General features: G+C 60.2%; 9 protein-coding genes and 1 riboswitch. Of the genes, 1 reads left to right on the top strand and 8 read right to left on the bottom strand.

Going from position 1 to position 12,568, the window contains the following annotated elements:
* Position 1 precedes the first annotated feature (1 nt).
* The 3 genes from ACSV9I_RS20525 to ACSV9I_RS20515 all read right to left on the bottom strand — a co-directional run bounded on the left by ACSV9I_RS20525 (position 2) and on the right by ACSV9I_RS20515 (position 3,023).
* Complete coding sequence (locus ACSV9I_RS20525) at positions 2-1,318, bottom strand: UDP-glucose dehydrogenase family protein (RefSeq protein WP_438330621.1); 1,317 nt, start codon at positions 1,316-1,318, stop codon at positions 2-4.
* Between the two features lie 189 nt (positions 1,319-1,507).
* Complete coding sequence (locus ACSV9I_RS20520) at positions 1,508-2,827, bottom strand: MFS transporter (RefSeq protein ID WP_438330620.1); 1,320 nt, start codon at positions 2,825-2,827, stop codon at positions 1,508-1,510.
* A 40-nt stretch (positions 2,828-2,867) separates the two neighbouring features.
* Positions 2,868-3,023, bottom strand: coding sequence for a DUF2256 domain-containing protein (locus ACSV9I_RS20515; RefSeq protein ID WP_438330684.1), 156 nt, complete (start codon positions 3,021-3,023; stop codon positions 2,868-2,870).
* Positions 3,024-3,154: 131 nt separating this feature from the next.
* Here ACSV9I_RS20515 and ACSV9I_RS20510 point away from each other — a divergent pair, with 131 nt between their 5' ends.
* Complete coding sequence (locus ACSV9I_RS20510; RefSeq protein WP_438330619.1) at positions 3,155-4,141, top strand: aldo/keto reductase; 987 nt, start codon at positions 3,155-3,157, stop codon at positions 4,139-4,141.
* 81 nt (positions 4,142-4,222) lie between these two features.
* On the opposite strand, the gene ACSV9I_RS20505 is transcribed toward ACSV9I_RS20510, so the two are convergent.
* The 5 genes from ACSV9I_RS20505 to clpX all read right to left on the bottom strand — a co-directional run bounded on the left by ACSV9I_RS20505 (position 4,223) and on the right by clpX (position 12,454).
* Complete coding sequence (locus tag ACSV9I_RS20505; protein ID WP_438330618.1) at positions 4,223-6,421, bottom strand: esterase-like activity of phytase family protein; 2,199 nt, start codon at positions 6,419-6,421, stop codon at positions 4,223-4,225.
* A 98-nt stretch (positions 6,422-6,519) separates the two neighbouring features.
* Entirely contained in the window at positions 6,520-7,419 is a 900-nt protein-coding gene (locus ACSV9I_RS20500; RefSeq protein ID WP_438330617.1) for a DMT family transporter, read from the bottom strand.
* 123 nt (positions 7,420-7,542) lie between these two features.
* Positions 7,543-7,694, bottom strand: a riboswitch (FMN riboswitch).
* Between the two features lie 138 nt (positions 7,695-7,832).
* Entirely contained in the window at positions 7,833-8,108 is a 276-nt protein-coding gene (hupB, locus tag ACSV9I_RS20495) for a DNA-binding protein HupB (protein WP_006727558.1), read from the bottom strand.
* A gap of 206 nt (positions 8,109-8,314) precedes the next feature.
* Complete coding sequence (lon, locus tag ACSV9I_RS20490; protein WP_054159054.1) at positions 8,315-10,732, bottom strand: endopeptidase La; 2,418 nt, start codon at positions 10,730-10,732, stop codon at positions 8,315-8,317.
* Between the two features lie 444 nt (positions 10,733-11,176).
* Entirely contained in the window at positions 11,177-12,454 is a 1,278-nt protein-coding gene (clpX, locus tag ACSV9I_RS20485) for an ATP-dependent Clp protease ATP-binding subunit ClpX (RefSeq protein ID WP_438330616.1), read from the bottom strand.
* Positions 12,455-12,568: the final 114 nt, after the last annotated feature.

The following is a 12,568-nucleotide window of genomic DNA, read 5'->3' as shown; positions in this document are numbered from 1 at the left end:
GTCAGACCGTAATCTTCCGTTTGCCGATCGGGAAATGCTCGAAGCCGTATTTGGCCATTTCCTCAGGCTTATAGATATTGCGCAGGTCAACGATCACGGGTGCCGCCATGTCGGCCTTCAGGCGGCGGAAGTCGAGTGCGCGGAACTCGTCCCATTCCGTAATGACGACGATCGCCTCTGCGCCAGTGGCAATCTCGTAAGGGTTAGCGCCGTAGGTGACTGGGCCAAGCACGGCCTTCGCCGCATCCATGCCCTCGGGGTCGAAGACATGCACATCCGCGCCGCCATCGAGCAGGGCCTGAACGATGGTGATCGATGGTGCGTCGCGCATGTCGTCGGTGTTCGGCTTGAAGGTGAGCCCGAGAAGCGCGATCTTCTTGCCGCGAACAGACCCACCGCAGGCCGTGATGACCTTGCGGCCCATGGCGCGCTTGCGGTTGTCGTTGATCGCGACTGTGGTCTCGATCAGGCGCAGCGGGCTGTCGTGATCCTGGGCGGTCTTGACCAGCGCCAGCGTATCTTTCGGGAAGCATGAGCCACCATAGCCGGGACCGGCATGCAGAAACTTGTCACCGATGCGCTTGTCCATGCCGATGCCCTTGGCGACCTTCTGCACGTCGGCACCAAGCTGCTCGCAGAGATCGGCGACCTCGTTGATGAAGGTGATCTTCATGGCAAGGAAGGCATTGGCCGCATATTTGATCAGCTCGGAGGTGCGGCGTTCGCAGAAGTAGAGCGGTGCCTCGTTGAGATAGAGCGGCCGGTAGACCTCGCGCATGATGTCGATGGCGCGCTCCTCATCGGTGCCGATGACAATGCGATCCGGGCGCTTGAAGTCGGTGATCGCGGCGCCCTCGCGCAGGAATTCCGGATTGGAGACGACGGCGATGTCCTTGTCCGGGAACTCTTCGCGGAAGATGCGCTCGATCTCGTCCCCGGTGCCAACGGGCACGGTGGATTTGGTCACGACGACAGTAAAGCCCGTGACGGCCGCGGCTATCTCGCGGGCAGCCGCGTAAACGTAAGAAAGGTCGGCATGACCGTCCCCGCGGCGCGAAGGCGTGCCGACGGCAATGAAGACAACATCGGCATCAGCGACAGGCGTCTGAAGGTCGAGCGAGAAGCTCAGGCGACCCGCCGACCGGTTATGCGCGATGATTTGGTCCAGCCCCGGCTCGAAGATCGGCACTTCGCCGCGTTCCAGCGCGTCGATCTTGTCCTGCGACTTGTCGACACAGATCACCTGATGGCCGAAATCCGCCAGGCAGGCTCCCGAAACCAGGCCAACATAGCCAGAGCCGATCATAACAATGCGCATGCAACACCTATCTCAATTCACGCGCGCCCAAGGGCGCCACATCGCTTCATCCGTGGACCACAAACCACGACACTGCCATGACAAAGATTAAATTCGCGCAGGTCCCAGCGAGAGAATTCACGGAAACCGCCGGTGAAGCAGCTAGCTGTGGGACGTTTTCAGGTCAAGTGAAAGGCGAATTCGGCGTCCTCAACGGCTGAGTTCCTGGCGAAGCCGCGCATGAGCTGCCTCATCTAGCGAAAATCGCCACATGATCGCGATCGCGGCAAGCTTCGGCAGGATCGGCAACCATGCATAAAGGCCGGACAACGCCATCAAGGCATGCGGCGTTTGCACCGCCGTCGGGTTGCTGACGAAGCCGGCGATGTCCAGCAAGGGAAAGACGATGCCGGCCGACAGCGCAACTGACAGCTTGGTGACGAAACTCCAGGCCGCAAAATACAGACCGGTCCGCTGCTCGCCCGAAGTTGCCGTATCATTATCGATCACATCGGCCTGGATGGCGGCAGGCAAGGTGAGGTCAAAGCCGAGCAGGAGGCCGGTCGCCGCGCAGACAATCGCAAAAGGGATCACGTCTCCCTCGCCGAGAAATCCAGCGACGGAAAAGATGAGACAGGCGGCGAGCATGGCGATTGACCAGGCCCGATGCTTGCCAACCCGTCGGGCCAAGGCAACCGCGAGTGGCACACCAGCGATGGCGCAGAGGAAATAGGTGAACAACAAAGGCCCCTGCAAATCGGGACGACCGAGCCGCTGACCAACGAAATAAAGGAAGAGCGACGCCGGAACGGCATTGGCGAAACTATTGAGCAGAAAGGCGGCCACAAGCCGCAGGAACGGCTTGTTGCGACCGAGATGTCGGATGCCCTCGCCGATCGACAGCTGACGCTTGGTGAGGTCGACGGGTTCGGGGACACGCCAGACGGCGATAAGTGCTGACACCGGCAATGCAACCGCAATCAGGACAGCGAGCCAGGCGAGACCATGGAAACCGAAGGCCGTGTCGATACCGCCGGCGAAGGGCAGCGTGATCGCGAGCAGCGAGCCCACCAGCGTCGCCCCCTCGCGCCAGCCAGAGAGCCGAACGCGATCCTGATAGCCTGTTGCCAGTTCTGCGCCCCAGGCCGTGTAGGGCAAAAGCGACCATGTTGATCCGATCGACAGGGCCACACCCCAGATGGCGAGATAGACAATCCCGGCATCGGAGGGCGGCCAGAACAGCATGAAGGCCGACAGCGCCGTCAGCGGCGTTGAGATGAGAAAGAAGAAGCGCCGCCGCCCGAAGCCAGACCGCACCCGGTCTGACAGCCAGCCGAACAGCGGATCGGTCACGGCATCCAGCAGCCGGATGGCGAGAAGCAGACCGCCAATCGCCGCAAGCGAAATGCCGAAATTGTCAGCATAAAAGGTCGGAACAACAATGTAGAAAGGCAGCGCGATCGCCGCCAGCGGCAGGGCCGGCAGGGCATAGAACAGGAGACGGCTGGTGGTGGGCGCGGTATCGGTCATGGATTTTCCATTGGGTCAGCCGAACAAGAACTGATCAGCATTACGCTTTGCGCGTCGCCCCGGTTTTCGCCTCTCGGCGGCAGCGCTCTGAGCAATAGATCACATTCGCCCAATCCCGTTCCCACTTCTTGCGCCATGCAAACGGCCTGGTGCAGGTCGGACAGGTCTTCGTCGGAAGATCCCCCTTGCGGATCATTTTGGCCATGGCGTTGCTCCGAGATGTTTCCTTCTTCTTCGCAAAACCCGGCTGACTGGATCACAACGGTTGAAGCTTGTTTCCCAGCGCTCCACTTGCTAGCTCGAAAGCCACTTCAAGGGAGAGACGAGATGAGAACACATTCTTTTGGCCGAACCGAGTTCACGGTCAGCGACATCGGCTTCGGTGCCTGGCAGATCGGCGGTTCGTGGGGCGAAGTGTCGGAGGCCGACGGCCGCGCAGCACTCAATGCCGCGCTCGACGCCGGCATGACTTTCATCGACACGGCCGACGTCTATGGCGACGGGCGATCCGAGCGGATCATCGCCGACGTTTTGAAGGCCCGGGGCGGTGAGCGCCCAATGGTCGCCTCCAAGGCCGGTCGACGCTTGAACCCGCATTTGGCCGATGGCTACACCAAGGCCAATATTGAGGCCTTCATCGATCGGTCGCTGAAAAACCTCGATGTCGACAGCCTGGATCTCGTTCAGCTGCACTGCCCGCCAACCGATGTCTACTACCGTCAGGAGATGTTCGAGGGGTTGGAAGAGATCCGAAAGGCCGGCAAGATCAAGTATTATGGCGTGTCGGTCGAAAAGGTCGAGGAAGCGCTCAAAGCCATCGAATATCCGGGCGTTACCAGCGTCCAGATCATCTTCAACATGTTCCGCCAACGCCCGGCGGCCCTGTTCTTCCAGGAAGCCAAACGCCGCAATGTGGCGGTGATTGCCCGTGTGCCCCTGGCAAGCGGCCTGCTCTCGGGCAAGATCACGGCACAGACGCAGTTTGCTGCCGAAGACCACCGGAACTTCAACCGCAATGGCGAGACCTTCGACGTGGGTGAGACCTTTGCCGGCGTGCCCTTCGAAACGGGCCTCGCAGCCGTCGAAGAGGTCCGCAAGCTGGTGCCATCAGGCGCCTCCATGGCGCAGTTCGCGCTTCGCTGGATCCTGATGCATGACGCCGTCACGGTGGTTATTCCCGGCGCCCGCAATGGCGAACAGGCGAAGGCGAATGCCGCCGCTTCGGATATGGCGGCACTCTCTTCAGACGTCATGGCAGCGTCGCGGGAGGTCTACGAGCGCCTCATCGCACCGCATGTCCATCACCGGTGGTAAATCCGGAACAGGCATTGAGATAGAAAAGAGGCCGGGTGATCCCTCACCCGGCCTCTCTCGTGTACGATACCTCTAGGCCACTTAGTTGGTGGCGTTCAGGTTCACTTCCCAGAAGAGGGTCTCGCCAGAACTGTCGTCGACACCGTCATTGTCCGTCACGGCAAAGGCCTTGCCGCTTGCATCGAAGGCGAAGCCTTCGAGCTTATCGACAACGTAACCGTTGGTGGCGGCCTTCAGGTCCGGAATGAAGTCATGGACTTCTTCCTTGGCAACGAGCGGGAGCTCTTCGCCGATCTTGGCGGGCTTCAGGTCTGCGATGGCAACGCGGTAGAGCTTCTTCAGCTTGGCATTGTCGCCCACCTGGTTATCACGCTCGACGATGTAGACATGATCGCCATGGGCCGTGATCTCGGAGAGACCGACCCACCCGGCGTCAGCCTTTTCGAGCGGATAGCGCACGCCGCCCCATTCCTTGGACTTCGGATTGTAGGAGAGGAGCTTCACCGAGCCCTTCTCGTCATCTCCCCATTCACGCTGCACGGCCATCCACAGCGTCATGTCATCGCCCTCGCCGACCGAGGTGATGCCTTCGAGACCGAAGCGCGTCTGGCCAGCCAGGAGCTCGGTCGGGAAACCGATCTCTGCCTTGATCTCACCCTTGGCGTCCACGTTGTAGAGACCATGGCCGACGAGCTTTGCGGCATCGCCTTCCGAAGCGAGCCAGAAGCCGCCCTTGCCATCCAGCGTGATGCCTTCGATGTCGAGTTTCTGGGCCGCAGCACCGCCACGGGTGATCGGGAGAGCAGATGTGATCGCTGCCGGCTTCTGCGTCGCATCGATCGTGAAGATCGTCGGCTGCATCGCATAGAAGCTGTCGTTGACGGCGTAGAGCTGGCCTGCCTTTTCGGCGTCGCCGACCAAACCGGACAGAGCGCCCCAACCGATCGGTGCGCCGTCTACCATGGCAGACTGCAGCATCGGATAGGCCGGTGTTCCCTCGCCAAGCTCATAGAGCATGATATGCGAACGCGGGCCGCCATCTTCGCCGAGGTCAACCTCATTGGCGGTGACGAGCAGGTTGCGCGACGGGATGGCGACCGCACCTTCTGGCGAAATGCCCGACGGCAACAGTTGCGAAAGTACGGGCTCAGCGCCTGTATCCTTGTAGACAGCGGCGATCGAGGACCGTTCGGCAAGCACGAAGAAATATGGCTGGTCGCCGAATGTTGCGGCCTCCAGGCCTTCTGGCTCGATACCCTTCGACTTGGCGCGCTTGTCAGGGAAATGGCCGATACGGGCAATTTCCTGCTCCAGAGACACGCCCGATTCGTAAGAGACCTTGCCGGTCTTGTCGAAGATGGTGAAACCGCGCGAACCGCCGTTCCAGTCCCCCTCATTCGCAACAACCAGGCGGTTGTCGTCCAGCCACTTTACGGCGTCCGGCTCGCGCAGCACGCCAGCCTTCTTGCCGGTAAAGGACAGAGCACCCTCGGACTTGGTGTCGATGCCTGCGAGGTCGACCGTGCCTGCGGAGAAATGCGACTTCACTTCGCCGGTTTTGCCGTCGACGATCGCAATGTGGTTGTTTTCCTGCAGCGTCACGGCGATTTCGCCGAGGCTGTTGATGGCGACGAATTCCGGCTCCGGATCATCCGCACCGACTTCAGCGATGCCCGTGAGTGCCACACGCTTCATCGATCCGCAGTCGGCAACGCCGTCGGCGAGCGGCAGGATGACGAGATCACCGGCCGGCATCTGCGGAATGGCGCCGTCGTTGACGTCTTCATCGCGTTCGTTCTCGATAGCAATGGCGACGAAAGACTTGTCCTTCGCGACGGCCACGGAGTCCGGCTGGCCGCCAATATCGCAGGAGGCGTCGACAGCCTTGGTGGCGATATCGACCATGGCAAGCTTGCCCGACGGGTTGGTGAAGCTCTCGGAGGTGTTGACGCCGACCAGCGCCTTGCCGCCGGCGACGGCAACCGATGTCGGCTCTCCGCCCATCATGAGAGCGCCGGCAGCCTTCGGCGCCTTGGCGTCTGTGATGTCGACGAAGCCGATGGCACCGAGCGGGCTGTCCGAATAGATCAGCGTGTTGCCATCTTCCGAAGCCGTGACGATCTCGGCGGATGTCGTCGTCAGCTTGTCCTTGTCGGCTGGCAGATTGGTGGCGACCGGGAATGTGGCGATGCGGTTGAAGACCTGTTCGGCGGCAGCAGGAAGGGAGACCGAAGCGAAGAGCGCCGCCGTCAGGGCGACGCGAGAAAGACCATGGGTCATCTGAAAACCTCCAAAATCCAAAATGGAACAGGAGGCTTTTGAGGCAGTCCGATGACAGTCGGATGACAGTTTCCCGAGCTGCCCCCAAACAGCGTTTATTATTCCGCCGCCGTCTCCCTGCGGGCCTCCCGCAGCATTAGAAACAAGGAGGCACCGAGGATCAGCAGTGCACCGATCCACAGATAGCCACTTGGCGCATAGCCGAAGACCAGCCAGCCAGCCAGAACATTGAGCGGCAGCTTCAGGTCGTCGAAAGGCTGCACGTAGGCCGCATCCGCTGCGTTGTAGGCAAGCGTCAGCAGATACTGGCCAATCGCCGTCAGAAGGCCGGCACTGAGCAGGAGCCACAGCGCCAGACCATGCGGCACTTCAAAGCCGCCGGCCACCGCCAGTCCGGCATTGATCGGCGTGAGGAGCACAAGCAGCCAGACGGTTACCGTTTCCGGCGCCTCGTATTGCGTCAGGTTCTTCATGATCAGCGAAGAGCCGCCCCACAGAAGCGCCGAGAGAACCGGCAGCAAGGCCTGATACGTGAAGGCGTCGGACCAGGGCTGGAGAATGATCATCGCTCCGATGAAGCCAGTCAACGTGGCAAACCACCGGTCGCGACCGACCGTCTCTCCGAGAAACAGACGGGCACCCACAATGATGAAGAAGGGCGAGGTCATGACAAGGGCGATGGCTTGCCAGATCGGAACGGTCGCCAGCCCCATGACCCAGGCCTGGACGCCGAAAGCGGCCAGCAGGACACGGATCAGGTGGCGTATAGGATAGGCGGTGCGCATGGCGCGCAAGCCGAGACGATAGAGCAAGGGCAGCGAAAGGACGAGGGCAAAGCCATATTGCCAGAAAGCGGTCGAAGCCGGCGGAAAGCCGAGGGTCATCGCGAGCCACTGAGTGACCACATTGAGCCCGGCAAAGGCGATGCCCGCGAGTACCATGAAACCGGCGCCAATAACGGCCCGGGAGCGCAAGAGCGAAACGGAGCTCTGATTCATGCGTGTTTCCTACATCAAAGGACCAACATAAATCAGGACAGATGAGGACAAGACCAGACCGCGGGGCACAGGTTCTTGCGCAGCGAAAGCCCCCTCCCCTTGGGAAAGGACAAACCGCTTTGACCTCATTCTCTTTCATCCGGACTATGACCGTCGGCTCCGGCATCACACCGGATCTGCTGACCCTTCTCCACTGGGTGGAGTAGGCGCTCGCGGGCTCGAGGCCGAAACCCCATACCGCCGGTGGGGAGTTTCACCCCGCCCTGAGAACGATTGCCGGTAAGCCGGCAGGCAGAAGACTAGGACAGGTTTTGCTGCAGCGCAAGATCGAGAAAAAGAAAGCCCGGCACGAGGCCGGGCTTAAACTGTTGTCAGCTGAGCGTCGCACCGTGGGTGGCGACGATCGCGACCGATCAGCTGTTGACAGCGTCCTTCAGGCCCTTGCCGGCCGTGAACTTCGGAACGTTACGAGCCGGGATATCGACTTCAGCGCCGGTCGAAGGATTACGGCCCTTGGAAGCTTCGCGACGGGCGACGGTGAAGGCGCCGAAACCGGCCAGGCGAATGTCGCCGCCGTTCTTCAGCTCGGCCTGGACCGTTTCAAAAACGGCGTCGACGGCAGAGGCCGCATCGGCCTTGGTCAGGCCAGCCTTCTCGGCGACCGCGGATACGAGTTCGTTCTTGTTCATGTTTCCACCCTTTCTGATTGGTATGAAACGACTCAATGACTAAGTCGGGCGGAGAATACGAATGCTTCTGCCCTACGCAACTCAAAAGCACTCGAAAGCCCCGGAAAACAAGCCGTTTAAGCGTGTTTTCACAAAAAAAGACTGGCAAAATTGCCAGTCTTCTTTCGATTTTTAACCCTTCGACACCTTGGCGGTGCCAAAAAGCATCAATGCGCGATGGTCACGCCATTCTCGTCTGCCGATTCCACCGTGCCGATGGCAGGCGTCTCGACAGTACCGTCCCACTCGATCGGATCCGGCACTCGCTGCAGCGCGTGGCGGATGACCTCGCCCATTCGCGACACCGGAACGATCTCAAGATTGTTCTTCACGTTGTCCGGAATGTCCGCCAGATCCTTGGCGTTCTCTTCCGGGATCAGAACCTTCTTGATGCCGCCGCGAAGCGCTGCAAGCAGCTTTTCCTTCAGGCCGCCGATGGGCAGGACACGGCCGCGCAGGGTGATTTCACCCGTCATGGCAACGTCCTTGTTGACCGGAATGCCGGTCATGATCGACACGATGGCGGTGGCCATCGCCACACCAGCCGACGGGCCATCCTTCGGCGTAGCGCCTTCCGGCACGTGCACGTGGATATCCGACTTGTCGAAGCGCGGAGGCTCGATGCCGAAATCGACAGCACGCGAGCGGACATAGGATGCTGCCGCAGAGATCGATTCCTTCATCACTTCCTTCAGGTTGCCGGTGACCGTCATGCGGCCCTTGCCCGGCATCATCACGCCTTCGATGGTCAGAAGCTCGCCACCGACTTCGGTCCAGGCGAGGCCCGTAACAACGCCGATCTGATCCTCGCCCTCGGCTTCACCGTGGCGGAAGCGCGGGACGCCGAGGAAGTCGGAAATGTTCTTTTCCGTGACCTCGACAGCCTTGACCTTGCCCTTGATGATCTCGGTGACCGCCTTGCGGGCGAGTTTCATCAGTTCGCGTTCGAACGAGCGAACACCGGCTTCGCGGGTGTACTGCTGGATGACCATCAGGATCGCCTTGTCGGTGACCGAGAATTCCTCGGGCCGCAGGGCATGTTCCTTGATCGCCTTGGGCAGTAGATGGCGCTTGGCGATCTCGAGCTTCTCATCCTCGGTGTAACCGGCGATGCGAATGATCTCCATGCGGTCCATCAGCGGACCCGGGATGTTCAGCGTGTTGGCCGTGGTGACGAACATCACGTTGGACAGGTCATATTCGACCTCAAGATAGTGATCCATGAAGGTTGAGTTCTGTTCCGGATCCAGCACCTCGAGCAGTGCAGAGGACGGATCGCCGCGATAGTCCTGGCCCAACTTGTCGATCTCGTCGAGCAAGAAGAGCGGGTTGGACTTCTTCGCCTTCTTCATCGACTGCACGATCTTGCCGGGCATAGAGCCGATATAGGTCCGGCGGTGACCGCGAATTTCCGCTTCGTCACGAACGCCACCCAGCGCCATGCGGACATATTCGCGGCCGGTCGCCTTGGCGATCGACTTTGCAAGCGAGGTCTTGCCGACGCCCGGAGGGCCGACGAGGCACAGGATCGGTCCCTTGATCTTGGTCGCACGCGCCTGGACGGCGAGATATTCGACGATGCGCTCCTTGACCTTGTCGAGGCCGAAGTGGTCCTCATCGAGAATCTTCTCGGCAGCATTCAGGTCGATCTTGACCTTGGACTTCTTGCCCCAGGGCAGACCGAGCAGCCAGTCGAGATAGTTGCGTACGACAGTGGCTTCCGCCGACATCGGGCTCATATGGCGCAGCTTCTTCAGCTCGGCATCGGCCTTTTCCTTGGCTTCCTTGGAAAGCTTGGTCTTGGCGATGCGCTCTTCCAGCTCGGCCATCTCATCACGGCCATCTTCGCCGTCGCCGAGTTCCTTCTGGATCGCCTTCATCTGCTCGTTGAGGTAGTATTCGCGCTGGGTCTTCTCCATCTGGCGCTTGACGCGCGAGCGGATGCGCTTCTCGACTTGAAGAACCGAGATCTCGCCTTCCATGAAGCCGAGCGCCTTTTCAAGGCGCGTCTTCACGCTCACCGTTTCCAGCATTTCCTGCTTTTCGGTTATCTTGATAGAGAGATGCGAGGCAACGGTATCGGCAAGCTTGGAATAGTCCTCGATCTGGCTTGCAGCGCCGACGACTTCCGGAGAGATCTTCTTGTTCAGCTTGACGTAGTTTTCGAACTCCGAAACCACGGAGCGCGACAGCGCCTCGATTTCGACCGGGTCTTCTGACGGTTCGTCAAGAATGCGGGCGGAGGCCTCATAGTAGTCCTCGCGACCGGTATACTGGTCGATGCGGGCGCGCGCACGGCCCTCGATCAGAACCTTGACGGTTCCATCGGGCAGCTTCAGCAGTTGCAAAACATTTGCCACCGTACCGACTTCATAGATGGCATTCGGCGCCGGGTCATCGTCGCTCGCATTGATCTGGGTGGCCAGCATGATCTGCTTGTCGGAGCCCATCACCTCTTCCAGAGCGCGGATGGACTTCTCACGACCGACAAACAGTGGGACGATCATGTGCGGAAACACCACGATGTCGCGCAGAGGCAGCACCGGATAGGTGGCGACCTCATTTGCTGCAGACGTATTCGACATTTCACTTCCTTTCGAACATCCCGACTTCCCGGGATTTGATGCCGACCCTCAAAGGCGTCAGGCATATTCTTGCTCCACCCTCAAGTGGCGTTTCGAACACTGCAATTCAACCCTGCCAGCCCAAATGCCGACGATTCGGCAAAGGCAGCCAGGGACGGCACATCACAACATGCTACCTGCCCAAGCTGAACCGAACCATGCGCGTCTACGCGTGAAAGACGGGGACGAGGCGCATCAAGGCAAAAACCGGATCGGCTCGTCGGGCAGCTGCGAACGCAATACAGCGCATCACCCATTCCTGTCTGTTTTAGCCCAATCATCCGGCGTCGCAACAGACGAAACGGTTAATTTCGTCGTGTGTCGCGGGAAAGCTGCAGAGGTCACTCCGAAACGAAAAGAGCCCGCCGGTGGGCGGGCTCTTTACAGACAATTGGCGAGCCAAGGTTACGCCGAAGCGTTGGCCTTTTCTTCCTGGCGATCCGAATAGATGTAGAGCGGCCGCGAGGAGCCGTTGACGACATCATCCGAGATGACGACTTCGCGAACGCCTTCCAGTTCCGGCAATTCGAACATCGTATCGAGCAGGATCTTTTCCATGATCGAACGAAGGCCGCGGGCGCCGGTCTTGCGGGTGATCGCCTTGCGGGCAATCTCGCGCAGCGCATCCTCGTGGAACGTCAACTCGACGTCTTCCATCTCGAACAGGCGCTGGTACTGCTTGACGAGCGCGTTCTTCGGCTCCGACAGGATCTGGATCAGAGCGTCCTCATCCAGGTCTTCGAGCGTTGCCAGAACCGGCAGACGACCGATGAATTCCGGGATCAGGCCGAACTTGACCAGATCTTCCGGCTCCAGCTCGCGCAGCACTTCGCCGACGCGGCGATCTTCCGGCGAGGTCACCGTCGCACCAAAGCCGATCGAGGTCTTTTCCCCACGGGCCGAGATGATCTTGTCGAGGCCTGCAAAAGCGCCACCGCAGATGAACAGGATGTTCGTCGTGTCGACCTGCAGGAATTCCTGCTGCGGATGCTTACGGCCGCCCTGCGGGGGAACCGAGGCAACCGTGCCTTCCATGATCTTCAGAAGCGCCTGCTGAACGCCCTCGCCCGACACGTCGCGGGTGATCGACGGGTTGTCCGACTTGCGGCTGATCTTATCAACTTCGTCGATATAGACGATGCCGCGCTGGGCGCGCTCGACATTGTAGTCGGCCGCCTGGAGCAGCTTCAGGATGATGTTTTCAACGTCTTCACCGACATAACCGGCTTCGGTCAGCGTCGTGGCGTCGGCCATGGTGAAGGGTACATCGATGATGCGTGCGAGCGTCTGGGCAAGATAGGTCTTGCCGCAGCCGGTCGGACCGACGAGCAGGATGTTCGACTTCGCCAGCTCGACGTCACCGCCCTTGGAGGCGTGCGACAGGCGCTTGTAGTGGTTGTGCACAGCCACAGACAGGATCTTCTTTGCCTGCTTCTGGCCGATTACGTATTCGTCGAGAATCTTGATGATGTCCTGCGGCGTAGGAACGCCATCGCGGGACTTGACCATCGAAGATTTGTTTTCCTCGCGGATGATGTCCATGCAGAGTTCGACGCATTCATCACAGATGAACACCGTCGGTCCGGCAATCAGCTTGCGGACCTCGTGCTGGCTCTTGCCGCAGAAGGAACAATAAAGGGTATTCTTGGAGTCACCGCCGTTGCTTCCGCTGACCTTGCTCATGTCTTTATCCTTCCAGCACGCCGCGCCACCGCAATTGCGGCAGGGCGGTCACTCTCACTGTTGGATTCCAGCCGCCGCCGTTGGCTGAAACCTCTTCCGATCCGGAGCCACTAG

This window comes from Rhizobium sp. G187 (assembly GCF_051549525.1).
GTDB lineage: Bacteria > Pseudomonadota > Alphaproteobacteria > Rhizobiales > Rhizobiaceae > Allorhizobium.
This window is presented reverse-complemented; position numbering and strand designations above follow the sequence as displayed.

Coding starts and splice junctions, on each gene's coding strand:
- ACSV9I_RS20525 (WP_438330621.1), bottom strand. CDS start 1,318: ATGCGCATTGTTATGATCGGCTCTGGCTATGTTGGCCTGGTTTCGGGA.
- ACSV9I_RS20520 (WP_438330620.1), bottom strand. CDS start 2,827: ATGACCGATACCGCGCCCACCACCAGCCGTCTCCTGTTCTATGCCCTG.
- ACSV9I_RS20515 (WP_438330684.1), bottom strand. CDS start 3,023: ATGATCCGCAAGGGGGATCTTCCGACGAAGACCTGTCCGACCTGCACC.
- ACSV9I_RS20510 (WP_438330619.1), top strand. CDS start 3,155: ATGAGAACACATTCTTTTGGCCGAACCGAGTTCACGGTCAGCGACATC.
- ACSV9I_RS20505 (WP_438330618.1), bottom strand. CDS start 6,421: ATGACCCATGGTCTTTCTCGCGTCGCCCTGACGGCGGCGCTCTTCGCT.
- ACSV9I_RS20500 (WP_438330617.1), bottom strand. CDS start 7,419: ATGAATCAGAGCTCCGTTTCGCTCTTGCGCTCCCGGGCCGTTATTGGC.
- hupB (WP_006727558.1), bottom strand. CDS start 8,108: ATGAACAAGAACGAACTCGTATCCGCGGTCGCCGAGAAGGCTGGCCTG.
- lon (WP_054159054.1), bottom strand. CDS start 10,732: ATGTCGAATACGTCTGCAGCAAATGAGGTCGCCACCTATCCGGTGCTG.
- clpX (WP_438330616.1), bottom strand. CDS start 12,454: ATGAGCAAGGTCAGCGGAAGCAACGGCGGTGACTCCAAGAATACCCTT.